The 26,177-nt window shown below is 45.5% G+C and carries 28 protein-coding genes and 1 pseudogene; 4 read left to right on the forward strand and 25 right to left on the reverse strand.

The annotated features are described in order from the left end of the window. A partial coding sequence (locus BR62_RS0108205; protein ID WP_032870467.1) for an IS3 family transposase occupies positions 1-238 on the forward strand: 238 nt, incomplete at its 5' end. Positions 239-296: 58 nt separating this feature from the next. Here BR62_RS0108205 and BR62_RS0108210 read toward each other — a convergent pair. Both BR62_RS0108210 and BR62_RS0108215 read right to left on the reverse strand, forming a co-directional pair. Beyond that, positions 297-707, reverse strand: a complete 411-nt coding sequence (locus BR62_RS0108210) for a zinc uptake transcriptional repressor Zur (RefSeq protein ID WP_003153018.1) — start codon at positions 705-707, stop codon at positions 297-299. Between the two features lie 123 nt (positions 708-830). After that, positions 831-1,712: a YitT family protein gene (locus BR62_RS0108215; RefSeq protein ID WP_007408296.1), complete on the reverse strand. Its 882-nt coding sequence runs from the start codon at positions 1,710-1,712 to the stop codon at positions 831-833. A gap of 118 nt (positions 1,713-1,830) precedes the next feature. Between BR62_RS0108215 and BR62_RS0108220 the strand changes: the two genes are divergently transcribed. Further along, positions 1,831-2,085 carry a DUF2624 domain-containing protein gene (locus BR62_RS0108220; protein ID WP_003153013.1) on the forward strand — a complete coding sequence of 85 codons (255 nt, stop codon included), beginning with the start codon at positions 1,831-1,833 and terminating at the stop codon, positions 2,083-2,085. Between the two features lie 32 nt (positions 2,086-2,117). Here BR62_RS0108220 and BR62_RS0108225 read toward each other — a convergent pair whose 3' ends face one another. Both BR62_RS0108225 and BR62_RS0108230 read right to left on the reverse strand, forming a co-directional pair. After that, positions 2,118-3,011 (reverse strand): deoxyribonuclease IV, encoded by an 894-nt coding sequence (locus BR62_RS0108225; protein WP_032870469.1) that lies wholly within the window; start codon positions 3,009-3,011, stop codon positions 2,118-2,120. Positions 3,012-3,022: 11 nt separating this feature from the next. Further along, positions 3,023-4,339 (reverse strand): DEAD/DEAH box helicase, encoded by a 1,317-nt coding sequence (locus BR62_RS0108230; protein WP_012118005.1) that lies wholly within the window; start codon positions 4,337-4,339, stop codon positions 3,023-3,025. A gap of 165 nt (positions 4,340-4,504) precedes the next feature. On the opposite strand from BR62_RS0108230, the gene vrrA reads away from it, so the two are divergent. Both vrrA and BR62_RS0108240 read left to right on the forward strand, forming a co-directional pair. Then, entirely contained in the window at positions 4,505-5,200 is a 696-nt protein-coding gene (gene vrrA, locus BR62_RS0108235) for a VrrA/YqfQ family protein (protein ID WP_032870471.1), read from the forward strand. 122 nt (positions 5,201-5,322) lie between these two features. Next, entirely contained in the window at positions 5,323-6,267 is a 945-nt protein-coding gene (locus tag BR62_RS0108240) for a 4-hydroxy-3-methylbut-2-enyl diphosphate reductase (protein WP_012118007.1), read from the forward strand. A 20-nt stretch (positions 6,268-6,287) separates the two neighbouring features. Here the strand turns inward: BR62_RS0108240 and BR62_RS0108245 are convergent, their stop codons facing one another. From BR62_RS0108245 to BR62_RS0108340, 21 genes and pseudogenes are all read right to left on the reverse strand, one after another. Then, complete coding sequence (locus BR62_RS0108245; RefSeq protein WP_007408292.1) at positions 6,288-7,409, reverse strand: Nif3-like dinuclear metal center hexameric protein; 1,122 nt, start codon at positions 7,407-7,409, stop codon at positions 6,288-6,290. Next, positions 7,402-8,106, reverse strand: a complete 705-nt coding sequence (locus BR62_RS0108250; protein ID WP_012118009.1) for a tRNA (adenine(22)-N(1))-methyltransferase — start codon at positions 8,104-8,106, stop codon at positions 7,402-7,404. The genes BR62_RS0108245 and BR62_RS0108250 overlap by 8 nt, the downstream gene beginning before the upstream one ends. 125 nt (positions 8,107-8,231) lie before the next feature. After that, positions 8,232-8,594: a cytochrome c550 gene (gene cccA / locus BR62_RS0108255; protein ID WP_003152999.1), complete on the reverse strand. Its 363-nt coding sequence runs from the start codon at positions 8,592-8,594 to the stop codon at positions 8,232-8,234. A 349-nt stretch (positions 8,595-8,943) separates the two neighbouring features. Beyond that, a complete protein-coding gene (rpoD, locus tag BR62_RS0108260; protein WP_003152998.1) occupies positions 8,944-10,065 on the reverse strand; it encodes an RNA polymerase sigma factor RpoD in 1,122 nt (373 codons plus the stop codon). Between the two features lie 192 nt (positions 10,066-10,257). Then, positions 10,258-12,069, reverse strand: coding sequence for a DNA primase (dnaG, locus tag BR62_RS0108265; protein WP_032870473.1), 1,812 nt, complete (start codon positions 12,067-12,069; stop codon positions 10,258-10,260). A gap of 21 nt (positions 12,070-12,090) precedes the next feature. Then, positions 12,091-12,597: a YaiI/YqxD family protein gene (locus BR62_RS0108270; protein ID WP_032870475.1), complete on the reverse strand. Its 507-nt coding sequence runs from the start codon at positions 12,595-12,597 to the stop codon at positions 12,091-12,093. A 255-nt stretch (positions 12,598-12,852) separates the two neighbouring features. Next, positions 12,853-13,665: a pyruvate, water dikinase regulatory protein gene (locus BR62_RS0108275; RefSeq protein WP_003152991.1), complete on the reverse strand. Its 813-nt coding sequence runs from the start codon at positions 13,663-13,665 to the stop codon at positions 12,853-12,855. Between the two features lie 25 nt (positions 13,666-13,690). Next, positions 13,691-14,329, reverse strand: a complete 639-nt coding sequence (gene ccpN / locus BR62_RS0108280) for a transcriptional regulator CcpN (protein ID WP_003152989.1) — start codon at positions 14,327-14,329, stop codon at positions 13,691-13,693. A gap of 100 nt (positions 14,330-14,429) precedes the next feature. Continuing rightward, positions 14,430-16,469, reverse strand: a complete 2,040-nt coding sequence (gene glyS, locus BR62_RS0108285; RefSeq protein ID WP_032870477.1) for a glycine--tRNA ligase subunit beta — start codon at positions 16,467-16,469, stop codon at positions 14,430-14,432. Beyond that, on the reverse strand, positions 16,462-17,349 hold the full coding sequence (gene glyQ / locus BR62_RS0108290) for a glycine--tRNA ligase subunit alpha (protein ID WP_003152984.1): 888 nt from the start codon (positions 17,347-17,349) through the stop codon (positions 16,462-16,464). The genes glyS and glyQ overlap by 8 nt, the downstream gene beginning before the upstream one ends. Positions 17,350-17,650: 301 nt before the next feature. Next, on the reverse strand, positions 17,651-18,418 hold the full coding sequence (gene recO, locus BR62_RS0108295) for a DNA repair protein RecO (protein WP_007408287.1): 768 nt from the start codon (positions 18,416-18,418) through the stop codon (positions 17,651-17,653). A gap of 36 nt (positions 18,419-18,454) precedes the next feature. Further along, positions 18,455-18,598 carry a YqzL family protein gene (locus tag BR62_RS19125; RefSeq protein WP_007408286.1) on the reverse strand — a complete coding sequence of 48 codons (144 nt, stop codon included), beginning with the start codon at positions 18,596-18,598 and terminating at the stop codon, positions 18,455-18,457. Positions 18,599-18,753: 155 nt separating this feature from the next. Next, the gene (gene era, locus BR62_RS0108300; RefSeq protein WP_007408285.1) at positions 18,754-19,659 is read right to left on the reverse strand and encodes a GTPase Era; all 906 of its coding nucleotides are present in this window, start codon (positions 19,657-19,659) and stop codon (positions 18,754-18,756) included. Next, entirely contained in the window at positions 19,640-20,050 is a 411-nt protein-coding gene (locus tag BR62_RS0108305) for a cytidine deaminase (RefSeq protein ID WP_003152976.1), read from the reverse strand. Before BR62_RS0108305 ends, era begins: the two co-directional genes overlap by 20 nt. 123 nt (positions 20,051-20,173) lie before the next feature. Next, entirely contained in the window at positions 20,174-20,548 is a 375-nt protein-coding gene (locus tag BR62_RS0108310; RefSeq protein ID WP_003152974.1) for a diacylglycerol kinase family protein, read from the reverse strand. Beyond that, positions 20,529-21,002, reverse strand: a complete 474-nt coding sequence (ybeY, locus tag BR62_RS0108315; RefSeq protein ID WP_003152973.1) for an rRNA maturation RNase YbeY — start codon at positions 21,000-21,002, stop codon at positions 20,529-20,531. Before ybeY ends, BR62_RS0108310 begins: the two co-directional genes overlap by 20 nt. Next, on the reverse strand, positions 21,003-23,135 hold the full coding sequence (locus BR62_RS0108320) for an HD family phosphohydrolase (RefSeq protein WP_007408284.1): 2,133 nt from the start codon (positions 23,133-23,135) through the stop codon (positions 21,003-21,005). It lies immediately after the preceding gene. Positions 23,136-23,215: 80 nt separating this feature from the next. Beyond that, complete coding sequence (locus BR62_RS0108325) at positions 23,216-24,175, reverse strand: PhoH family protein (RefSeq protein ID WP_007408283.1); 960 nt, start codon at positions 24,173-24,175, stop codon at positions 23,216-23,218. Then, a pseudogene (gene yqfD / locus BR62_RS0108330) lies at positions 24,139-25,363 on the reverse strand (sporulation protein YqfD). The gene BR62_RS0108325 and the pseudogene yqfD overlap by 37 nt, the downstream one beginning before the upstream one ends. A 17-nt stretch (positions 25,364-25,380) precedes the next feature. Further along, a complete protein-coding gene (gene yqfC, locus BR62_RS0108335; RefSeq protein WP_003152966.1) occupies positions 25,381-25,662 on the reverse strand; it encodes a sporulation protein YqfC in 282 nt (93 codons plus the stop codon). A gap of 56 nt (positions 25,663-25,718) precedes the next feature. Next, entirely contained in the window at positions 25,719-26,153 is a 435-nt protein-coding gene (locus tag BR62_RS0108340) for a hypothetical protein (protein WP_007408281.1), read from the reverse strand. Positions 26,154-26,177 lie beyond the last annotated feature (24 nt).

A 26,177-nucleotide genomic window follows, 5' to 3' on the forward strand; every position in this document is an offset into this window, starting at 1 on the left:
AACAAAAGGCATTACCATGAGCATGTCCCGCAAAGGGACGCCCGCTGATAATGCCTCCATCGAATCGTTTCATTCCTCGCTAAAGTCTGAAACGTTCTATCTTAACAGCATTGATCGAACTACGACTGCCATCGTAGAACGCACTGTCATAGAATACATTCATTATTATAACAATATTCGTATTCAAACCAAACTAAACAACCAATCACCGATAAACTATCGGCAATTGGCTGTTTAAAAGGTGTTTTGACCCCTGTCTCAAAAACGGGGGGCAGTCCCTATAAGCAGGAGGTTTTTTATCGGCACGCCGGACAGGTGCCGTAAATTTCAAACTTATGGCCGCTGATTTCATACCCTTCCAAATCATCGTGCAGCTTATCCATCGGACAGGACTCAATTTCCTTCGTTTTCCCGCAGGTTAAACAGATAAAATGGTGATGATGATGGGTATAAGAGCATGTAAAACGGAACAGTTTTTCTCCGGAAAGCTCCGTCGTTTCCAAAATGCCGAGTTCTTCATATAACGAAAGATTTCTGTATATGGTATCAAAGCTCAGACCCGGATAGTCGTCATTTAATGCGGCAAGCACGTTTTTGGCGGTCAGATATTTATCAGAATCAGCAAAAAGCTGCAGCATGTCTTCTCGCTTACTCGTATATTTATACCCTTTTTCTTTCAGCAGGTTCAACGCTTCTTGTACGTTCATGAGGACCTCCCCTTTACAACACGGTATCGCTCCAAAAAGAAAATGGCAGCTGTCTGAACAGCAGGCCATTTTCTTATGATGTATCAAATTATACCTATAAAATGATGAAAAGTAAATGAAAGCCTAGTGAATCGCGGTTTTGAACTTACCGCCCCTCGTTTCATGGGTATTCATGATTGTAATAAAGGCGTTTTTATCAATTTCAAACACAATGGATTTCAATTTAGTCACTTCAAGCCTTGTCACGACCGCGTAAATGACTTCTTTGGTTTCATCCGTATATCCGCCTTTTCCCTGAAGCTTAGTGGTTCCCCGTCCAAGCCGGTGCAATATTGCATCTGAGATCTCAGCATATTGCTCTGCAACAATAATGACCGCTTTTGTTTCATCAAGCCCCTGGATGACGGCGTCAATCGTTTTCATGGCAATATAATAAGTCATGAAAGAATACATTGCCTGCTCCGGACCGAACACAAAACCGGCCCAAATGAAAATAAACACATTGATGAGCATAACGAATTCCCCGACTGAAAAGGGCAGCTTTTTCGTGAGAAGGATACCGAGGATTTCAGTACCGTCCATCGAGCCTCCGTTTCGGATGACAAGGCCTACCCCGAAACCGAGCAAAAGCCCCCCGAATACCGTCGCCAAAATAGGCTGGGTCGTAATGGCCTCCACATGGTGCAATGAGGATTCAATCAGCGCTAAACCGACGATTCCGATAACAGTAGAGATGAGAAATGTTTTTCCGATATATTTATATCCGAAAATCATAAATGGAATGTTGAGTAACACAACGAATAAGGCAAAATTGAGGAGGGGATTGGACATAAAGAGGTGGTCTAAAATTAATGAAACACCGATAATGCCTCCGTCGATAAAATTATTAGGGACCAGAAACAATTCAATACTTACGGCGGCTGAACCCGCCCCGATCAGAATCATAATGACCCTGAAGATAAAGTGTAAAAATGATTCTCTTTTATGCTGTTTATTTGGGGTCATAAAATCTCCTTTCCTATAATAACTATTTTAAACAGTAAGCAACTTTATTTTACCATTAAAAGCTGTAACATTTTAATGATCTGCTCAATACATTATGTCTAAAGAGGTGAAAGTATCGATGATTTTAATACAAAGAATTATTTTGCAGCGGCTCAATCAAGTCACTGCGGACGATCTGCTGAAATATTCCAAGCAATACGGGATCAGCATTACAAGAAGTCAAGCGGCTGAGGTAGCGGCTCTGATGCACGGAAAAAACATCAATATTTTTGATGAACAGGAGCGGCTGCGCCTGCTGAAAAAAGTGGAAACGATAACCTCAAAAGAAACGGCGCGGAAAGTTGACGAACTTTTCAATCAATTCTCAGGGTAAGAAAGGAGGGACACCCGCCCCTCCTTTCTTTCTTATTGAGCTGATATTTTTTCAAGAAGCTCCTTATCAAACTGTTTTTCTTTCAGCATTTCGATTTCAAAACGGTACGGCGGCTTCTTATTTTTCTTGTCTTCGCCTACATACGGTGTTTCGAGGATTTTCGGAATATCGGCAAGCTGCTCGTGATGAACGATGTACTGCAGAGCGTCAAAACCGATCTCTCCGAACCCGATATTTTCATGGCGGTCTTTCCGGGCGCCTTTAATATTTTTACTGTCGTTAACATGAAGGACTTTTATCCGATCGATGCCGACGATTTTATCAAACTCGTTAAGAACACCGTCAAAATCATTAGCGACATCATACCCGGCGTCATGGGTGTGGCAAGTGTCAAAGCAGACGGATAGATGTTCATTATGCGTGACTCCCGCAATGATCTCGGCCAGCTCTTCAAAGCTTCTCCCGCATTCTGATCCTTTGCCCGCCATTGTCTCCAGCGCAATCTGCACGTTTTGCCCGGGAACAATCACTTCGTTTAAACCTTCAATGATTTTTTTGATGCCCGTTTCAGCTCCGGCTCCGACATGCGCTCCTGGATGAAGCACGATCTGTCTCGCGCCGATCGCTGTCGTTCTTTCAATTTCAGAACGCAGAAAATCAACGCCCAGCTCAAATGTTGCCGGATTTGTCGTATTTCCGATGTTAATGATGTACGGCGCATGCACGACAATCTCGTCGATACCGTTTTCCTTCATATGGGCGCGGCCCGCTTCAATATTCAAGTCTTCAATTTTTTTGCGGCGCGTGTTTTGGGGAGCGCCCGTATAGATCATAAATGTATTCGCCCCGTACGAAACAGCTTCCTTGCTTGCGGCAAGGAGCATATGTTTTCCGCTCATTGAGACGTGTGAACCTATTTTCAGCAACCCGATTCCCCCTACTTTCCTCTGTTAGATTGGTTTCTTCTCTGCTTCTTTTTAATTTTTTCCATTTCGTAGCTCATTTTCTTTTTATAGCCCGGCTTTACTTTTTTCGGCTTTTTTACGAGGCGTTTCGCAATTTGGTCAGCCTCATTTGCCGTCTTTTTGCGATTTTTACGGCGGTGGCGGTCATCGCCTTTCTTCCATTCCCCGTTTACAAGCTCCGCATAGTCAAACACAATGCCCATCTTTTCAAGTCTTGCGAGCGCATCTTCGTCAGAAAGCTCATAAATGGTCAGTGCTTGGCCTGATGAACCGGCGCGTGCAGTTCTTCCGACACGGTGAACATAAAAATCCAAATCGTCCGGAAGCTCGTAGTTGATGACGTGGCTTACGCCTTTAATGTCAATTCCTCTAGCCGCAAGGTCTGTCGCAATGACATAAGTGAATTCCAGATCATTAATCTGCTTCATTACCTTCTTACGCTCACGCGGCGTTAATCCCCCGTGCAGAAGACCGACTCTCATTCCTTTTTCAGTCAGGTATTTCGCAATATGGTCAGCCGTGTTTTTCGTATTTGCAAACACAATGCCCAGATAAGGGTTCAGATGAGACATCATTTCAAAAAGCAGTTTGTCTTTATCACGCTGTTTAGAAGGAACCAACACATGTTCAATCTTTTCGGCTGTGATTCTTTTCGGCTCAACATGCGCGTACTTCGGATTTTCCATATACTTTTTCAAAAACGGCTTCAGCTTTTCCGGAATCGTAGCTGAGAACACAAGCATCTGCAGTTCTTCCGGCATACGCGATCCGATGTAATCAACGTCTTCTAAAAAGCCCATATCAAGCATCAGATCAGCTTCGTCAATGACGAGAGACTGCGCTTTATAGACGTTCAATGCCTGCGCCTTAATCAGATCCGCGATCCGGCCCGGCGTTCCGACGACGAGATGAGGCTGTGTTTTCAGCTTATCAATTGATTTTTGCTTGTCCGTCCCGCCGATGAAGCATTTTGTCCGGATCGGCTCATCTTCCGCACCCTGTGTAATTTTGAGCGCTTCCTGATGAATCTGATTGGCAAGCTCTCTCGTCGGCGCCGTGATAACGGCCTGTACCGTATCAGAACCCGGATCAATCCGATTCAAAATTGGCAATAAATAGGCGTGGGTTTTCCCCGTCCCCGTCTGGGACTGCCCGATCACGCTTTCGTTTTTCAGTACGGCAGGTATCAGACGCTTTTGAATATCTGTCGGTTCATAAAAACCAAGGCGGTGAACTGCATCTATAATAAACGGTTTTAAATTGTATCCATCAAATTTAGTTTCTTTCATTTTTCCCAGCTCCTTAAAGCGGCACATTCTGTGTCCATCATCACATTATAACCGATTTTACTTAAAAACACCATGTCTTGGGGGAATCCTGTTTTCGAGACAGAAAAGCAAATGCCCCCCCCGATGCATATTGTAATAGCAGAGAGACAGAAAGGAGGTACAAGTATGTTTCCACAGCAGCCGATGAGAAATATGGCGCAGCAGGGACGGCCGTTTATGAATCCGCGTATGATGATGGGAGGAAGACCGTCATTGCCGGGCCGGCAGCTGATGCAGCAGGGACGGCAGCTTTTCCCTCAGCAGCAGATGGCCGGAGCGGGCCTGAGAAACGCAGGCACGGGCGGCGGAGGGGGCTTAAAAGGGATGCTTTCCCGTTTTTTACCCGGTTCAGGAGGAGGAAGCGCTGCCGCGTCGGCACCGGCGGCGGCCAGCGGAGGAGCAGGTGCAGGACTGCAGGGAATACAGAACCTGGCAAGTCCGGCATCCCTGTCGAGCATGCTCAGCAACGTTCAGAAGGTGCTCGGCGTGGCGCAGCAGGTTACGCCGATGATCCAGCAGTACGGTCCTTTAGTACGGAGTCTGCCCGCCATGATGAAGCTTTACAGCCAATTAAGCAGCAGTGATGACGAGAATGAATCTGACGAGACGAAAGAAACAGACGAACAGGACAAAAAGGATGAAGCTGAAAAAACAGATGAAACAGAAGATGAAAACAAATCAGACGCCTCATCCAAAACATCAAAGAAGACGTCTGAAAAAGCATCCGCTTCAAAAGAAAAAGACGCCGCACAGGCAGACTCAGCGGAACAGCCGCGTCCAAAAAGAACATCGGGCAGATCAAAGCCGAAATTATATATTTAACATTCTTTGATATCTCACGAAAGATTAGCTATAATGAGATCAGAAGAATGCAAGATTTGAGCCGTTTAACTACGGCTTTTTATATTGCCTCTACACTCACTTTTGATAGGAGGACATCTACATTGGACGTTATCAAAATATCGCCGCGCGGCTACTGTTACGGCGTTGTTGATGCCATGGTCATAGCCAAAAACGCGTCACTCGATAAAACACTGCCAAGACCTATATATATACTGGGAATGATTGTTCATAATAAGCATGTCACAGATGCGTTTGAGGAAGACGGCATTTACACGCTTGACGGCACAAACCGTCTGGAGATTTTAAAGCAGGTGGAAAAAGGAACCGTTATTTTCACAGCTCACGGGGTATCTCCGGAAGTAAGAAAAGCCGCTGAGGAAAAAGGGCTTGTTACGATTGACGCCACATGCCCGGACGTCACGAAAACACATGACTTAATCCGAAAAGTAAAAGCTGAAGGTTATCACGTCATATACATCGGTAAAAAAGGCCACCCCGAGCCTGAAGGAGCTGTCGGCGTCGCTCCTGAAATCGTTCATCTCGTTGAAACAGAGGAAGACGTGAGAAATCTCGATATTCAGGCTGAGAAATTAATCGTTACAAACCAAACGACAATGTCCCAGTGGGACGTCCACGATATTATGGAATCAGTCAAAGAAAAGTACCCGTACGTGGAATACCATCAGGAAATCTGCCTGGCCACACAGGTTCGTCAAGAAGCTGTATCAGAGCAGGCAAAAAAAGCGGACTTAACCATTGTTGTCGGTGATCCGAAAAGCAATAACTCCAACAGACTGGCGCAAGTGTCAGAAGAAATCGCCGGAACAAAAGCCTACCGAATCGGAGACATCAGTGAACTGAAGCTCGAATGGCTGAAAGACGTCAATACCGTCGCCGTTACCGCAGGCGCATCAACACCGACACCGATTACAAAGGAAGTCATCCGCTTTTTAGAGCAGTTTGACCACAACGATGAATCGACATGGCAGCTTGAACACAGTGTGCCGCTTAAAAAAATCCTTCCGAAAGTAAAAATAAAAAACTGAGGCCCGGGGCCTCAGTTTTTTTATAAGAAAGTAAATGGGTTTGTATCTGTTTCGGAAGCGAAAATGCGCACATCATAGTTTTTCTCCCCGGCCATTGCCGTAAGCTTCTCAGCCGTGCCTTTTCTCATGATCTTTTCAGCATAATGCCCCGGGTCCACGACGTTTAACCCCATCATCATCGCATCATGCGCTACATGGAAATAAAGATCGCCCGTCACGTAAACATCTGCACCCTTCCGCTTTGCCTGATAAATATATTTATTTCCGTCACCGCCAAGAACCGCGACTTTTTTCACCTTGCTGTTTCGCTCTCCGACCATCCGGACTCCGTTAACGTCAAACTTTTCTTTCACAAACAGAGCAAACTCTTCAAGCGTCATGTCTTGCTGAAGTTTTCCGATGCGGCCGAGCCCTTTTTCAAGCGGAGACTGCTCCACTGGATAAATATCATATGCCACCTCTTCATACGGATGGCTTTTTTTCAGCGCTTTTACGACGGTTTTCTCCATACTTGCCGGAAAAACGGTCTCAAGTCTCACTTCATGGACGAGCTCCAGTTCTCCCGTCTGTCCGATAAACGGTTCTGCCCCGTCCAGCGGCTTAAAGCTGCCGATTCCCTCTGAGGAGAACGCGCAATGGCTGTAATTGCCGATATGTCCCGCTCCGGCGTTGCCAAGTGCGGTTCTTACAGCTTCTTCATAGTCTTTCGGAACATAGACGGCAAGCTTTTTCATCGGGTCCGAATATGTCGGGACGAGCACTTCTGTGTCTGTCAGGCCGAGAGCTTCGGCAAGCAGATCATTCACACCGCCGTCCGCCACATCAAGATTCGTATGAGCCGCATATACGGCAATATCATGCTTTATACATTTCTCAATCAGTCTTCCGCCAGGCTGATCAGTGGTGATCTGTTTAAGCGGCCGAAAGATCGGCGGATGGTGGGCGATAATTAAGTCAACTTTTTTCTCAATGGCTTCATCTACCGTTTGTTCCAGAACATCCAGTGTCACCATGACATTTTTCACCGGCTTATTCAATGTACCGATCTGCAGACCGATTTTATCTCCTTCCACCGCAAAAGCCTTCGGTGAAAATTGTTCAAACAGCTGGATGATTTCCTGTCCGTTCACATGTTTAGGCATGTCCGATTACCTCCTTCAGCAGAGAAATCCGCTCTTTCAATTCAGCTAATTTTTCATGATTTTCATGCTTTGCGCTGCGGCTGATCTGTTCATAAATTTGTTCAGTATGCTTAAGTTCCTGGCTCCATTTCCGAAGAAACACTTCATTCCTCTCTTTTAATAAAAACGGACCCGCAAGCATTCCGGCAGCCATCGGCACGTCCCGATACGGCGCATCACGGTCGCCAGTTTCCGCAACGAGGATTTCATAACACTTTCCGTCTTCTTCGAGAATCACTTCATCAATCAGTTCATAGCCTTCCTGATACAGCCACTCTCTTATATGAACGGCATGAATATTCGGCTGCAGAATCAGCCGTTCACGCCCCGTCAATTTCGTTTTTCCGGACTCCAAAATATGAGCGATCAGCGCTCCGCCCATGCCAGCGATTGTAATGGCGCCGGCTTCTCCTTTTTCAAGGACGCTCAGCCCGTCACCTTTCCTTACGGAGATAAGAGTGCTTAAGTCCAGTTTTTCCACCTGCTGTTTGGCGGATAGAAACGGTCCGTCTGTAATTTCACCGGCGATTGCCCGGCTTGCCAAATGATTCAAAACGGCATAGCAAGGAAGATACGCGTGGTCCGACCCGATATCAGCAACCAGGGCACCCGGAGGGATATATTCCGCCACAGACTGCAATCTTTTAGATAACTTCATTTCATTCACAATATCACAACTTTTCTCAGGTTCTTTTTCCTTTACTATCATATAAAAAAACCGCCCGGAATCCAAGCGGCGGATAGAGTTTTTCATATGTCTTTTATATAGGGACCGGTAAAGCTTTATTTAATGTCAGAAACCCATTTTGCCATGTCATCCAGCTTTTCGGCCGGCACAAGGCCCGCGGGCATCCCGTTGCCGCCTTTTTCAATTTTTGTTTTAATCTCAGCGACATCTTTTCTTTTGCCGACGCCTTTTAAGTTCGGCCCTGACACACCTTCATAGTTTTCCCCGTGACAGGTGATGCAGTTCGCTTTATAAATCTCTTCAGGTGAAGCGTTTGCAGTTTCCTTCTCGGCATTTTTGCTTTCACCGCCGCTTGCGATCTGATGCGCATCTCCATTGCCTTTTACAGCTAAAAAGAAAGTCAGCCCTATTCCCAGCACTGCAATGAGCAAAAAAGGAATCAGCGGATTCCACTTCATATCTCCATCCCCCTTTTTCATTCTCCCCCTATGTAAACACTTCTAATTCTAACTTATTTTTACAAAAAGTAAATGGTCTTACTCAGCAATTTCATTGATTTCACAATTTATACAAAAAGCAAAAATAACTGTTTTGTTTATCACAAAATTATCTTTATTCTATTGTATAATGAATTGTATACGCTTACAATAAAGAATATAAATAAACTTATCTCATTTTCCCCCTTTCAGACATGCCGCATTTTTTCCAAACTCATTTGCAAAACATATGCTTATCCAGTAAAATAAAGGTATATTATCCATATATCTTATACATAAAAAAGAACGGATCAAAAAGACCCGTTCCATTCTATTCGAGAAAATCCTTCAGACGTTTGCTTCTGCTCGGATGTCTCAATTTGCGAAGCGCTTTTGCTTCAATTTGGCGAATACGCTCTCTCGTTACTCCAAACACTTTGCCTACTTCTTCCAAAGTTCTTGTGCGTCCGTCATCCAGACCGAAACGGAGACGCAGCACGTTTTCTTCACGATCTGTCAACGTATCCAGCACATCTTCCAGCTGTTCTTTTAAAAGCTCATATGCCGCATGATCCGACGGAGAAGTCGCTTCCTGGTCTTCGATGAAGTCACCGAGATGTGAGTCGTCTTCTTCACCGATCGGCGTTTCTAAAGAAACAGGCTCTTGAGCGATTTTTAATATTTCACGGACTTTTTCAGGCGTAAGATCCATGTCTTCAGCAATTTCTTCCGGTGTCGGCTCTCTGCCAAGATCCTGAAGAAGCTGACGCTGCACACGGATTAATTTGTTGATGGTTTCCACCATGTGAACCGGGATACGGATTGTTCTCGCCTGGTCAGCGATGGCGCGTGTAATCGCCTGTCTGATCCACCAAGTCGCATACGTACTGAATTTATATCCTTTACGGTAGTCAAACTTCTCGACGGCTTTCATGAGACCCATGTTTCCTTCTTGGATCAAGTCTAAGAAAAGCATGCCGCGGCCGACATACCGTTTAGCAATGCTGACAACTAAACGAAGGTTTGCTTCAGCCAGTCTGCGTTTAGATTCCTCGTCACCCTCTTCAATTTTTTGAGCGTAGGTGATTTCTTCTTTAGCAGAAAGAAGATTTACCCGTCCGATTTCCTTAAGGTACATGCGGACTGGATCATTGATCTTTACGCCAGGCGGTACGCTGAGGTCATTAAGGTCAAATTCTTCTTCGGCTTTGGCAAGCTGTTGAATATTAGGATCTTCCGTTTCTTCATTTTCACTAATTAATTCAACACCTTGTTCTCCTAAAAATTCATAATACTCATCCATTTGGTCTGATTCAATTTCAAAGCTGGACATGCGTTCAGCAATTTCTTCATATGTTAAAACGCCACGTTTTTTTCCAGTTTCAGTAAGTTGCTCTTTTACCTGGTCTAATGTAAGTTCTGTTTCTGTTTCGTGGGTTTGTTTATCAGCCATTATGGATCCCTCCTTCCAAAGCTTGCAACGAATTCTAAAAGCGGTATGTTTCTTATCCGACCCGGAAGCCTTCTCTCTTTTTCAGCATGCAGGGCTGCGGATAATAAATGACAATTCATGATGAGGTTAAGCGATCTATTTGCTCCTCCGCAAGGAATCATTGCCAATCAGAACGCAAGCCTCTTTTTGGTGTTACTTTAATGATCGGTTCAATGCAACAATTTCTTGAGCCAGAGACGCAGCTTTCACGAAGTCTTTCTGCCTCTCCGCATCCGCTCTTTCTGCTTCTTTTTCCTTTATCATTGACCATTTTCGGTGATCCAACACTTTTTTTACGTAATCGGATAACTCGGCCTCTGAGAGCTCCTCGTTTACTTGGAGCATCCCTATATCTGAAAGCAGCTGGCTGATTTCCTCATCCTGCATTCTCGCCATAAGATGCTGCGGCGTCATGTCAGCGCCCTCTTCATAAACAGCGTACAGGTATGCTGCCAGCGCACGATGTCCGTCAATGTTAAATTCAAAGCCGACACGCTCAATCACTTTCTTTATGACGTTTCGGTCTCTCAGCATATGAGCGAGCAGAAGTCTTTCCGCGTTCTCATAGGCGGGACGGAGACGGCGCCGTTTCGCTTTTGTCGTCACCCGGGCCCGTCTTGTCTGCGGTTCGGCGTTTTTGTCGCCGGGGGCGTTTTGTCTGGCGTAGATGGAAAGCTGTTCAGTCAAAGATTCTACCGAAAGAGAAAATTCTGAGGCGAGCTGCTTCACATACATTTCCTGCTCAAGCGACCCGGAAAGAGCGCTGATTTCTTTCAGCACTTCTTTCATGTAAGCGAGCCGGTCTCCTTCGTCAGATAAGTTTTTCCCTTTGCGGAAATACTGCATTTTAAAAGCCATGACCGTAACGCTTGCATCAATGATATCGGTCCGGAATTTTTCTCCGCCCCGGGTTCTGATATAATCATCAGGATCAAGTCCGTCAGGCAGCATGCTTACTCTTACCTTACAATCGGCTTTCTGGAGCAGGCCGGCCGCTTTCAGCGTAGCTTCGTACCCGGCTTTATCCGAATCGTAGCAGAGAATGACCTCCTGAACATTTCTCCTGAGGATTTTCACATGTTCTTCGGTGAGCGACGTCCCCATTGTGGCGATACTTTCTTTTACGCCTGAGCTGACGGCGGATATGACGTCAGCGAAGCCTTCAAACAGAACGGCTCTCTCCTCTTTCCTGATCGGCAGGCGCGCCTTATGAAAGTTATACAGCAGCTTAGATTTATGAAACAGCGGCGTTTCCGGGCTGTTCATATATTTCGGCTGCTGGCTTCCGAGCGCCCTTCCTGAAAAAGCCGCCACGGCTCCGTGGTGATCATGAATGGGAAACATAATTCTGTTTCTGAAACGGTCAAAATACCCGCTGCCGTCTTCCCTTCTGATCAGCAGACCCGCTTTTTCCATCAGTTCTTCCTCAAAACCGCGCTTTTTCAAGAATTTCGTCATGAAATCCCAGGAATCCAGCGCGTAGCCGATTTCAAACTCATCTATGAGCTCTTTCGTAAAACCCCTTGATAAAAGGTAATCTAACGCTTCCTGGCCTTCCTTTGTATTTATTAGCAAATGATGGTAAAATTTCTTCAGAAGCTCGTGAGCTTCCCCCATCTTCTGCTCTCCGGAAGATTCCGGCCTGGATGCAGAGTGAATCGTTATATCATCAGGGAAATCAATCTGATATTTATCCGCAAGGTGAGAAACAGCTTCCGTAAATGAATAGCCTTCCATCTGCCGTAAGAAAGAGAAAACGTTCCCGCCCGCACCGCATCCGAAGCAATGAAAGATCTGCTTATCGCTGGAGACGGAAAACGAGGGCGTGTTTTCCCCGTGAAACGGACAGAGCCCAAAGTAGTTGCGGCCTTGCTTTTTCAATTGGACATAATCACCTATGACTTCAACAATGTCTGCTGACTGCTGCACCTGATTAACTACTTCATCTGGTATGCGGTTTCCCATCTTATAACACTCCGTCGTACATTATTCGATGTTTTGATTTGAAATCCCTTCATCATTCGACAGGATTTTTTTAAGCAGGGTAACAAATCGATTCCGATCTTCTTTATTTAATTTTTTAGGTCCTTTGGAATGAATGCCGATTCTTCTCATTTTGCCTGACATATGACGGCTCATCAGAGCGAAGTCAATCGTGTCTTCAGTATAAGAACGGCCCCTTTCCGATAAGACGGCAATATTTCTGTTCAGCAAAAGAGAGGCTAAACCGATATCCTGCGTGACTACGACGTCTCCCGATCTCACATGGTTTGCGATATATAAGTCTGCCGCTTCTTTATGAGGATCAACGTATACCCAGTTCTCGTCTTTGCTTCTGGAAAGCTGGTAGTGTTCAAATGATGCGACGAAAATAACCCGAACGCTGACTTGCGATGCAATGAGCATTATTTCCTCTTTTACGGGGCATGCGTCTGCATCGACAAAAATCGTCTTTTCTTTTTCATTTAGAAGACTAATTCTCCATCCCTCCATCAATCTCCTGCATAAAAACAAGCGAAATCGCATATGCTCCATGACTGCGGATCTATTTTGAGCTTTGTCGAAAAATTTCCGGGAGTTATTCTTGACATCTTACCCATAATAGTTTATTCGTATCACACGAAGCTTAAACCTAAAAATAAACATTTTATCACAATTTTTTATTATAATACAAACTTCGCGAAGATGCCATCCTTTTTGTTTATTCCCTATTTGCATACCCAAAAACCCAGGATAAAGCGTCCTGAGTTATCGGCCCTTTGTTTTGAGGTGATGAATGATGTTCGCTGTTTCCTCGACCGCTTTATTCGAAACGTCAACGACTTGGCAGCCGATCCGGTCCACGATTTTCTCAAAATACTCCAGCTCTTCTTTAATTCTGTTGATATTGGCGTAAATGGCTTTGTCATTTAAGCCGAGAGATTTTAACCGTTCTTTTCGTATATGGTTCAGTTTATCAGGGCTGATTTTTAAGCCGATGCATTTTTTCGGATCAACGCTGAACAGTTCTTCCGGCGGATCGACCTCAGGAACGATCGGCACATTGGCCACTTTCAGACGCTTATGGGCAAGATATTGTGATAATGGGGTTTTAGACGTTCTGGATACTCCGAGCAGGATGATATCGGCTTTTAAAATGCCTCTTGGATCTCTGCCATCGTCATATTTGACGGCAAACTCGATCGCCTCGACCTTTTTGAAATAATCTTCATCAAGCTGGCGGACGCGGCCCGGTTCATATTTGGCGGTCAGACCGTAAGCCGATTCCATTTTATCGATGAGCGGACCGATAATATCGTAATACAGCACATTCGCTTTTTCCGCTTGTTCAACCAGGTATTTGCGCATTTCAGGAACAACGAGTGTAAAACAAATAATGCCGCCGTCCGCTTTGGCGAGAGACACGACTTCATTAATGGTGCCGATATCTTCCACATAAGGTATTCTTCTGATATGCGTATCATCGGCTGAGCCGTTAAACTGGCTGAGCGAGGCTTTTACAACGAGTTCGGCGGTTTCTCCGACTGAGTCTGATACTACATAAATGATGCGATTGTCCATGTTATCCCCCCGTTAGTTTTCAAGCTTATATGATTTCATTTTCTGATAAACTGACAAGTATCTTAGTCATATTCGTTTTGGTAAACCGGCCGATGACCTCAAAGCCTTTATCCGTATCTTTAATAACGGGCAGGGCATCGATCTGTTTTTCAATTAAATACTTGGCGATGTCCATCACATAATCGTCACGCCGGCAGACGGCGATATTCGGCATTCTTGTCATGATAATATGAACCGGTATTGAGGCAAGTTCCTGCTGGCCGATGCTCGCCCGCAGCAAATCTTTGCGTGACAGCACACCGACTAAGACAGCATCACGATCTACGACAAATAACGTGCCGACATCTTCTAAAAACATGGTGCAGATGGCATCGTATACCGAGACATTCTCATTGATGACAACAGGGATCGATTGAAAATCTTTCACTTGCAGCTTTTTCAGTTTATCCGCAAGCAGCTGATTTCCCGTTTTCCCCGTATAAAAATAACCGACCCGCGGACGGGCCTCTAAGAAGCCTGACATGGTGAGTATGGCCAAGTCCGGCCGCAGCGTGGCCCTCGTTAAATTGAGCTGTTCTGCGATATGCTCTCCGGTAATCGGGCCGTTTTCCTTTACAATCTGTAAAATTTGTTCTTGCCGTTTATTTAATTCGATCGTACTCACCACCTTTATGGAAGGGTTTCTTTATCTATGTTTTCATTCTGTGATGTTTATGTAAAAGGGGAAAAGACGATTGCCGATCACACAGCAACCGTCTTTTTCTTTATTTTACAATAAGATGATTCATATTAGCAAAAGACTTGATCACATCTGCAAGAGCGGTCATTTGCGCTAAACGGTTGGTTTTTAATGCTTCATCGTCCGCATTTACCATCGTGTGATTAAAGTAGTCTTCTATCGGCTCCTTTAATCCGCTGAGCACGGCAAGCGCCTGTTCATAGTTTTTGGAGGCAAAGCTTTCCGCGACACTGTCTTTTGTTTTTTGATAAGCGTCAAACAGCTTTTTCTCCTGTTCATTTTCAAACAGATCCGGATTGATATCGCGGCTCTCGCCTTTTTTGCTGATGGAGATGACCCGGCCGAGTGATTCAGCCGTTTCTTTAAAGCCGGGTGTGCCGAGGTGCTTCTCAAGCACTCTTGCCTTATGAACGGCTGCATACGGCTCAAGCTCTGTGCTGTCCAGAACGGCTTCGATAACGTCATGACGGATGTCTTCAGCGTTTAAGACGTATTTCAGACGCTGTGTAAAGAAATCGAGGAGCTCATTTTCTTTTTCCGTTTCTGTCAATGACAGCAGCTCTTTAAAAGAAATGCCCCAATTGCGGTCGATCAGAATGGAAACGATGCCGCTTGCCTGACGGCGCAATCCGTACGGATCTTGAGAACCTGTCGGAATCACGTCAATGCTGAAGAAGGAAGCAATCGTGTCCAGTTTATCAGCTAACGCCACAACCGCGCCGGTAAAGGTTGAAGGCACTTCTCCCCCGGCCGCTCTCGGCATATAGTGCTCATTGACAGCGGCAGCGACGGCTTCATCTTCACCGAGCATGCGCGCATATTTTTCTCCCATCACGCCCTGAAGCTCAGGGAACTCATAGATCATATGTGTAACCAGGTCAAATTTAGAAATCTCTGCGGCGCGCTTCACAAGTTTTTGCGTCTGTTCATCCGCTTTCAGGCGGACGGCAAGTTTGCCCGCAATGGCGGTCACTCTTCTTACTTTATCTCCAAGGGAGCCGAGCTCTTCATGGAAAACGATATTTTCCAGTTTCTTCACATTTTCATCAATGTTCAGCTTTTGGTCTTCTTTGTAGAAGAACGCAGCATCTGAAAGCCTTGCTCTCAGCACTTTCTCGTTTCCGCGGGCAACATTTTCAATTGCATGGCTGTTCCCGTTTCTTACCGTAATAAAATGAGGAAGCAGATTCCCGTTTTCATCTTTTACCGGGAAGTAGCGCTGATGCTCTTTCATTGTTGTTACAAGCACTTCTTCAGGGATAGAAAGAAACTCGGATTCAAAAGATCCGTAAAGCGCCGTCGGGTATTCCACCAGATGGTTGACTTCGTTCAGCAGATCCTCATCGATCGGAATGTTCCATTTCTTCTCGGCTGCAAGCGCGTCAAGCTGGCTTTGGATCATTTGTTTGCGTTCTTTCGGGTCAGCAATGACGCTTTGTTCTTTCAGCAGCTTTTCGTATGATGACGGCGCATCAACAGTTACTTCTTGGCCGAGAAAGCGGTGTCCCTGTGTGTTCCGGCCCGTCTCGACATTTGTGATTTTAAACGGAATGACGTCTTTTCCAAAGAGAGCGATAATCCATTTGATCGGACGGATATAGCGCAGATCCTGCGTGCCCCAGCGCATGTTTTTCGGAAAATGCATTCCGGCAATCAAATTTTCCAGCTGCGGTAAAAGTGTCTTCGTCTCTTGTCCCGCCTGGAATTTTTGAACGAAGACATATTCCGTGCCGTTTACATCTTTTATATACAGGTCATCCACTCCGGCGCCTTGGCCTTTTGAAAATCCGATAGCGGATTTTGTCCAGTTTCCGTCAGCATCCAGAGCGATTTTTTTCGCAGGGCCTTTTGCTTCTTCCTGAATATCAGCCTGTTTTTCTGCTACGTCTTTTATATATACTGCCAGACGTCTCGGCGTATTAAAAAGTTTCACTTCGCCATGGGCGATATTTTTTTCAGCCAGCCAGCCGGTCAGCTTTTCACCGAGCTGCACCATGCTGTCATGTAAAAACCGCGCCGGCATTTCCTCGAGTCCGATCTCTAAAAGCAAGTCTTGTTTACTCATGGGAAGAGCCCTCCTCTTTAAGCATTGGGAACCCTAATTTTTCCCGTTCTTCATAATACGTTTTTGCCACTTTTCTCGCTAAGTTGCGGACACGGCCGATATAACCCGTCCGCTCCGTCACCGAGATCGCGCCTTTTGCATCGAGCAGATTAAATGTGTGAGAGCATTTCAGCACATAATCATAGGCCGGATGCACGAGCCCGTTATCCATTTGTCTGATCGCTTCTTTTTCATAGGTGCTGAACAAATGGAAAAGCATATCCACGTCAGATGTTTCAAAAGTATAAACGGAATGCTCATATTCAGCCATCATAAATAAATCTTTCACAGTAAATCCTGACGTCCATTCAAGATCAAAGACGTTTTCTTTATCCTGAATATATGACGCGAGACGTTCAATACCATATGTGATCTCAACGGATACCGGTTTACATTCAATTCCGCCCACCTGCTGGAAGTATGTAAACTGAGTAATTTCCATCCCGTCAAGCCATACTTCCCAGCCGAGACCTGCACAGCCTAAAGACGGGTTTTCCCAGTTGTCTTCTACGAAACGGATATCATGTTCAAGCGGGTCAATGCCGAGCGCACGCAATGAATCAAGATAAAGCTCTTGAATGTTATCAGGCGACGGCTTGATAATGACTTGGAATTGATGATGCTGATAGAGCCTGTTCGGGTTTTCACCGTACCGTCCGTCCGCAGGCCGTCTGGACGGCTCAACGTAAGCCACTCTCCACGGTTCCGGCCCGATGCTTCGTAAAAATGTATACGGGCTCATTGTGCCTGCGCCTTTCTCCACATCATACGACTGCATGAGCACACAGCCTTCATTCGACCAGTGCTTCTGCAAGGTTAAAATCATATCTTGAATGTTCATTTCAAGCACCTCCACTTTCTCCATTCTTTTACAAGTGCGGCGGCAACCAAAAAACTCCCGTCTCTATGCTTGCCGGCCGCAAACATAGGGACGAGAGTTCTCCCGCGGTTCCACCCTAGTTGCTGAGGATGTGAATCACTCAGCCTCTTTTTAAAGGGTTGCTCGAGAATGCCTTTCGTTGCGCGCTCATCCTTAGCTTACACTGCCCTAAGGTCGCTTGTATGAGTTGGACGCAAGTACTTCTTTCTGTCACTGCAACATATTTTATAATAAATGATCATATAAAAAGATGGGCAGAATGTCAACTTTTGTTTTCATCCAAAAGGTTCTTCATGCTTTCCATCTGATCTAAAAACCGTTTTGACTTTAAATAAAGTCCTGAATATTCCTCGTAATACAGATCTATGACCCGTTTAATTTCGTTTTTGGTTTCCTGTTTTAACGAGACGCTGCCGAGCCTTCCGATATCAAAGTAATAAAAAAGCCTTAGCAGCCTTGCCGTTTGCGGCGAAATCGGAACTCTGTACGGATCCTTTTCAAAGCAGCGGTGGCAGATAAACCCGTTATCTCTTATCGAAAAATGAAACGTCCCTTCCCCGCTTTTGCAGTGGACACAATGATTCAGCTCCGGATACAGCCCCATGACGCCGAGCATTTTCATCTGCACGATGAAGGTGATCACGTCCGGGTCAGTCCCGTCATTCAGCCTCTTAAAGGATTCGAGAATCAATTCGAATAAATAGGGGTTCGGTTTCTTCTCTTCCGTTCCTTTGTCAGTGAGTTCAGCGATAAAAGCGGCATACGCCGTCAAAAATAAATCTTCTCTGATCGTTCTCATGCTGAGAATCATTTCACCCTGCTGGAGCGTGCCGAGTCCGGATGTTCTTTGCATTAAAAATGACCCGTACAAAAACGGCTGGCTGACTGCTGACAGCCGGCTGGCTGACTTCCTGGCGCCCCTTGCCATGACGCCGATTTTGCCGTGTTCCCTCGTCAGCAATGTCACGATTTTATTCGTCTCCCCGTAGTCATTCGTACGGAGCACGATTCCTTCACATTTAGTCAGCATTTCCGCACCTTCCAACAATGGGAGGGGCCAAGAGGTTTACAAAATTGGAAAATCAATTCGGGCTAGCTCATCTTCCGGTTCTTCGGGTCTTTCCAGGTTCTCTTTTTCCAGTTCTTTAAAAAGAAGGTACGTATCAACACTTCCTGTTTGAGAAAATACGTTCCAGGTAAAATTCAACACAAAAAACCCACCTTTCATCATTAAACTAGCTTGCAAATCCAAATTCTTACCCTTATCTTGACCTGATGTCCTCCTTTTCATGTTAAACAAATTTTGCTAACGAATCCCTGCTTCTGTGAGGTAATCTCACACCTCAGGCATGCGCCTTAGATGATTTAATATTCATCCTCTTTGAAGCCGAAATCACGCAGCTGAGACATTTTATTCCGCCAGTCCTTCTGCACCTTCACCCATAATTCCAGGTAAACGCGTGAGCCCAAAAGAGCTTCAATATCAGCCCGCGCTCTTTTGCCGACTTCTTTCAGAAGCGCTCCTTTTTTACCGATGACGATGCCTTTTTGAGAATCCCGCTCGACCACAATGGTGGCGGCGACATGGACGGAGCCGTTTTCCTGCCCTTTAATGGACTCGATGGCGACAGCGATGCTGTGCGGCACTTCTTCCCTTGTCAGATGGAGCACTTTTTCTCTGATCAGTTCAGAAATAATGAACCGCTCGGGGTGGTCAGTCACCTGATCGCTCGGATAGAACTGAGGCCCTTCCGGTAAATACGCTTCAATCTGCGCGAGAAGGGTTTCGACGTTGTTCCCTTCCAAAGCTGAGATCGGCACGATTTCTTTAAACGGATAGCGCGTACGGTACTCATCAATTAAAAGAAGCAGCTGGTCAGGGTGGATCTTATCAATTTTGTTAACGATCAGAAAGACCGGTGTAGACGTCTGTCCGAGCTTTTCAATGATAAACTCGTCGCCTTTTCCGTACCCTTCTTCGGCGTTAATCATAAATAACACCAAGTCAACTTCTTTCAGCGTATTCTGCGCCACTTTCATCATAAAGTCGCCAAGCTTGTGCTTTGGTTTGTGAATGCCCGGTGTATCAATAAAAATGGTCTGCGACGTGCCGGTTGTCAGCACCCCTTGGACTTTATTTCTTGTCGTCTGGGGTTTGTCGCTCATGATGGCGATCTTTTGACCGATGACCCTGTTTAAAAAGGTAGACTTTCCTACATTCGGCCTTCCGATGATAGATACAAATCCTGATTTAAAGCTTTCGTTCGTCATGTAAATCCTCCGATGAAAATGCGCCCGGCAATAATTCTTCCGCAGTCATTTCTTTTATTTGTCCTTGTAAGTTGGTCAGAATAACAAGCATATCCTTTGAGCACAGCTCGGAAATTACTTGTCTGCAGGCTCCGCACGGCGAAACCGGTCCCGGAGTATCCGCAGCCACGGCGAGCATCGCAAATTCCGTATCCCCCTCGGAAACAGCTTTGAATATCGCCGTGCGTTCAGCACAGTTGCACATGCTGTATGCCGCATTTTCAATGTTGCAGCCTCTGTACACTTTTCCGTCTTTGGTAAGAAGAGCGGCTCCCACTCTGAAATTTGAATACGGCACATACGCTGTGTCCCGCGCTTTTAATGCTTCTGCAATCAATTCTTGTCTGTTCATGTGTACTTAATTCCTCTCTTACCTTTATCCTGTATGATACCGCTGTCACTTTTATTTTACATAATTATGATTGGTTTTTCACGCCCATTTTTGGCAATGTAAAATAATTGTAAGAATCTTCTGCTAACATATCTTCGGCAAGAAGATGAGTAAACCAATGATACACGATATCACGGCAAAGACGCAAACGGCTCCGGCGGCCGCGTCCTTTGCCGCTTTTGCGAGCGGGTGATACTGATCGGTAACTAAATCCACAACATGCTCTATCGCCGTATTTAAAAGCTCCAAAGCAAGCATTCCTCCGATCAGCACCAAAACAACGGCCCATTCGGCTGTGCTCAGCCCGGTGAGAAAACCGCAAACGATAACGGCGCAGGCCGCGGTAATATGAAATTGAAAATTCCGCTCTGACCGCGCCGTTTTCCAGATTCCCCTCCATGCATGGACAAAGCTCTTCAGGAACCTGCTCCACTCGTTTTTATGATCTCGTGAGTCCATACTCATCCAGCAAATCCTTTTGCTTTGAAAACATTTCTTCCTCTTCTTCTTTTGTCATGTGATCATAGCCAAGCAAATGCAAAAAGCCGTGCACGGCCAGAAAACCGAGCTCTCTCATAAACGAATGGCCGTACTCTTCCGCCTGCTCTTTCGTTCTGTCTGCGCTGATGATAATATCTCCTAAAACAGGCGGCATGTCGGCGCCTACGATTTCAACCTCGTCTTCGCCTTCTTCTTCAAGCGCAAACGAAATGACGTCAGTCGGAGTGTCTTTTCCCCGGTAGTCTCTGTTGATTTCTCTGATTTCCTCATTTGTCACAATCGTGACCGATACTTCAGCCTGGTCCTGAACGCCTTCTTTTTCCGCCGCGAATTGGAGCAGCTTCTCCACTTCTTGGAGCGCATCAGCTGAGACGCTGTTCGTTTCATCAACAATATCTATGAGTAAACCCATTTATTTCACCTTCTTCGTAGCCTCCGGATATTCAATCCGGGAGTGGAAAATTCCTTTTAAAGTCGCACATAGTGTTTTTGCGATCGTATCCAGTTCTCGGAACGTGAGATCACATTCTGAGAATTGTCCGTCCTGAAGCTTATCGGATATAATTCCCCGCACCAGTTTTTCGATCCGCTCGGGATTCGGATTATGCATGGAACGGACGGCGGCTTCAACGCTGTCGGCCACTGAGATAATAGCCGCTTCTTTCGATTGCGGCTTCGGCCCCGGGTAGCGGAACTCTTTCTCTGTAATCTGGTCGCCCTTTTCTTTCGCTTTATAATAAAAGAATTTTAAAAGGGACGTTCCGTGATGCTGCTCCGCGATATCCACAAGCTCTTTCGGAAACTTATAGCTTCTGAGCATATTCGCACCGTCTGTCGTATGTGCGATAATGATATTTTTGCTGAGCTGCGGAGACAGCTTGTCATGCGGATTATCCATATTCATCTGATTTTCAATAAAATATTGCGGTCGTTTCGTTTTGCCGAGATCGTGATAATACGCTCCGACCCGTGCTAAAAGACCGTTTGCCCCTACGGCTTCACAAGCCGCTTCCGACAGATTTGCCACCATGACGCTGTGATGATATGTACCGGGTGTTTCCGTTAAAATCTTACGAAGCAGGGGATGATTCGGATTAGACAGTTCAATCAGCCTCATTGTTGAAAGAATGCCGAATCCCGTCTCAAAAAACGGCATCAGACCGATAATCAAAACGGATGAAGCAAGTCCCGAGACGACCCCCATCAGCATCAGCGTTCCGATTTCAACCGGTGACAGCGCCGTATTTTGTATTAATAAAAGCGACAGCACGATAATCATATTAATAAATGAGACGAACAGTCCCGTCTGCAATATTTTTGACCTCGCATTATGTTTTCCCAAAAACAGAATGCCTGAAATGCTGCTGATTAAATAGTAAATGCCGATGACGTAATTAAATGTTCCCGTCACACCCTGATTAAACATCATACTGCCGCAGATCGCCAGAATGATGCTTCCTAAAATGGCGAGCCTTTCATTGAGCAGCAGCCTGATTAAAATCGCGCCGGCGGCGATCGGCACAAGATAGCCGATATTGGTGTATTCAATCTTCTGAAAGAGACTGACGACTTCCATAATGACGAGAATAAGCGTTGTAATGATAGAAAACAGCAAAAGAGATTTATTTTTCAGCTTAAGCTCCTGCTGCTGTTTCTCAAAATAGTAGACAAGCGTGGCAATAAACAGGCCGATCATCAGAAGGAGACCGCTGATCGGTTTTAACAGGTTGGAATTATTCAAAAGACCCGTCAGTTCAAGCTTCCTGTATACTTCCCGGTCAATCAGGTCATTCTCTTCCACGAGAACCTGTCCCTGTTTGATCTGTACCGGCTGGACGCTGTCTGACGCTTCCTGGCGTTTTTCATCGGTCGCTTTCGGATCAAAAACGTAATTCGGGATGACCGCGTATTTTCCGATTTCAGTCGCAGCCGCTAAATATTTTGACGGCACAGAAGCGCTTTTCAGCTCTTTTGCGACCTTATCCTTCGCTTCAGCAAGCTTTTCAGAAGGAATTTCACTGCTCATCACCGTATTCACCGCGGTAATGACGGAATCCCTCACAAATGAGAAATCTTCATTGTTTGCATGGAGAAGCGATTTAATGGCATCTTCCGAGACAGATTCATTGACATCCTGTGTCAGCTTGTTTTTCACCGATTTTACCAGTGATTTTTCCGAAGGTGACTTTTTGTCTTTTTCCGCATCTTTTTTCACTTCGCCGATGCTGTCAAAAATGGAAGTGATCAGGTCAAGCCGATTGTCGGTATAGCCTTTTTTCAGAGTGTATTGATCTTCCACCGCATCTTCGGCCGCCTGTTTTTTCGATTCCGTCGCCTGCTGATCTTCCACTGTGGCGGGCGCGTAAATCGTTTTATCACTGACTGCAAACAAATCCAAATTAAGTGATTCAGGTTTTACATGAATAAAGAGCAAACCAAACATGATCGCTGAAAGCAGCAGGTACAGCAGCACATGGGCTGAGCGGGCATGTCTGAAACTGCGGAACCGTTCCCGGGCGCTTTTGCCCTTTCCCTTCTTTTTCAAAACAAGAACCTCCTCCCTGAAACATCAGGAACACATCATATAAAAATGACCCGATAACGGGAGATCGGGTCATTTTTGCATTACTTTTGCTTATCATAAGCTTCAATAATTTTTGCAACAAGCGGATGCCTGACCACATCTGTCTGGTCAAGTTCAATCACGGAGATGCCGTTTACGTCCTTCAGCATGTCCTTCGCTACTGCAAGTCCCGATGTGACGCCTTTCGGCAGGTCAATTTGGCTTACGTCGCCCGTAATGATCATTTTAGAGCCAAAACCCAATCTCGTCAAAAACATTTTCATTTGAGCGGGAGTGGTATTCTGGGCTTCATCAAGAATCACATACGCGTCGTCAAGCGTCCGCCCTCTCATATAGGCAAGCGGGGCGATTTCGATAACCCCTCTCTCCATAAGACGCTCCGTATGGTCGCTTCCGAGCACATCATGGAGCGCGTCATACAGCGGGCGCAGATAAGGATCTACTTTTTCCTTTAAATCTCCGGGCAGAAAACCGAGGCTCTCGCCGGCTTCCACAGCGGGTCTTGTTAAAATGATTTTTTTAATGTGGCCGTTTTTTAAAGCGTGCACCGCTTTTACGACCGCCAAATAAGTTTTGCCGGTTCCCGCCGGCCCGATGCCGAACACCATGTCGTTTTTCTTCATCGCCGCCACATATTCTCTTTGGCCGATGGTTTTGACACGGATCGGTTTGCCTTTTGCCGTTTTCGTTATTTCCTCTTCATACATGCTTTCAAAATAGTCCAGTTCATCTTTTTTTGCCATTTTCACGGCATACAGCACATCACGTTCCGAAATCTCGATCCCCTTGCGAATTAAAGTAAGGAGCGAGCCCAATAATCTGTCAGCGATCTCAAATGTTTCATCATTCCCGGAAACGTAAATGGTTTCACCGCGTGTGATGAGGCTAATGCCCAGATCCTTCTCCATTAAATGTAAAAAAGCATCTTGGCTGCCGAACAAAGAAAGTGCTTCGTCCGGGCTTTTCAGTTTGTGATTAATCGCAAGTAAATGTTCTGCCATTCTTTAGTCTCCCTGAACAATAGGTGTGGTTTGAACGATATCTTCTATAACTTGGTAGAGAATAATCAACTTTACTTTACCATTCTCAACGGATTGGTGCAAAACTTTTTCACTTTCCACCTCTCCGCTGCCGTTTAATCGCTTTTCTACATCTTGTCTTCCCATTTTGATACCGGCCTGAACCGCTTCGCCTTTCGTATAAGTCCGCACGGATGTTTCACTTTCTCTTGTCTGTTCTGAAACGTAAGAAACCGGAAGCTTCATCCCCAGAAATTGAAACGGATGCTTTTCTTCCTCTGTTTTCGGATGTTTCAGCGGCTCCTCATTAAACCCGAAGCCCCAAAAAGGCACGCCCCATGATCCGAAAGACAGCTTGTGCTTCGTCCTTACTTTACCCGTATATAGCGTAAATGATGTTTCAAGAGGCACGGTTACTTCTGACTTGTACCATGTTTCTCCGTAAATTTCCGCTTTTGAGGCGACTTTCCGGTCTTCATTTCCGATCAGTCCTGAGACGAGGAGCTGTCCTTTGTCAACATGATCGTTCACAAAAGCCATCGGCTGCCCCTTTTGCACGAACATCCTTTTGATGACCGCCTTCTTTTTGGCAACGATATGGCGGGGGCTTACGTACTTTTCTTTTGTCGGTTCGTTCTTTTCGACCACTTTCATATGAAGGGCTGTCCCGTTCAATTCCACACCGACCCACGTAATATTATCGATGCCGTTTGTTAATGATTTTTGAATTTTTTCCGGCGTCATCATTAAAAATTGCAAACGGCCTTTTTTCACACCGATTTCTTCAAGGTGCTTTACCATCTGATGCTCGGTTTCTGGCTTGGCCCCTTTAATATCAATTTCCCAAATCATGTTGGACAAAAGAAACAATATAACAAAAAATATCACAAATCCCGCAGTGAAGCCCAGATTTAATCTTGATTTGAGAAGCAGAAAGGGAAGACCCTTTCTTTTTGTAAAGCTTGCTTTGCATTCATGTTTTCTGATGACTCTTCTGAAAGCATGTACATCTTGAAGCTGAATCATCAGCAGAACACAGTCTTGCTTTTTTTTCACCGCAAAGATGGCGATTCCGTTTCTCGTGCATTCATTCAGCAGCCGTTCAATCCCTTTTCCTTTGACTTCCATTTGGACTTTACCCGAAAAAAATGACAGCCATTTGTTTTTCACATTATTTCCCCCCGGCTTTATGAATCGACATATCGTACGTGATCTATCGTGCCTTCCAAAAGGATTTCCTCAGGAAGGATTGCCTTAATGACCAAGTTTTTTCCTGATATGATACACTGCCCCTGCTTGAGCATCAGCCTGACTTCTTCTTCACTGAACAGCAGGAGGCCTCTGTGATTCTCTATGTAGATATGAAGTCTGCCGACCATCGTAATACGAGGCAGATCCATCATAACGTCCGGGGGAATTTCCAATGCTCTTGTCAGCCATGCCTTTACACGATTCTTTCTTTGCCCCATAAAAAAAGAACCCCCTTTCATCTCATATGTATGATTTGAAAAGGGGTTCTAACACTTTATTTTTTACCGATGTTCCGCATGGTCCGGTGCGGTTTTTTTGCACGGGGCGGACCCAAAACCTCACTGAATATAATGCCTTGGACCGCAGTTTCTTTATTTATTTTGAGGGCTGATTTCTTCAGAGACGCGTTTCGTGCGCGTGCGGATGTCAGCTTATGTTCGAGCCCGTTAAACATCTGCTCCGTCTCCGCTAGGCGCTTTTCAGCTTCCCTTCTTTTTTGCTCAAAAGGGTTCTCTTCTGAAACGGCAGGCAATTCTTCCGCTTCCGGCTTATGCTCTTTCTGCGGCTGTTTTTGATCCTGCTTTTTTGCCTGATTTCCGGGACGTGTACCCGGCGGACGTTTTTCATCTTTGTTTTTCTTGCCGAATATTGCCGATATAATGCCGATGACGGCGGCAATGACGAGCGGATTTGTCAGAATCTCGTGCATATAGCGGCTCCCTCCTTAATAGAG

It is taken from the genome of Bacillus sp. UNC69MF, from assembly GCF_000746035.1.
GTDB classification, from domain to species: Bacteria; Bacillota; Bacilli; order Bacillales; family Bacillaceae; genus Bacillus; species Bacillus velezensis.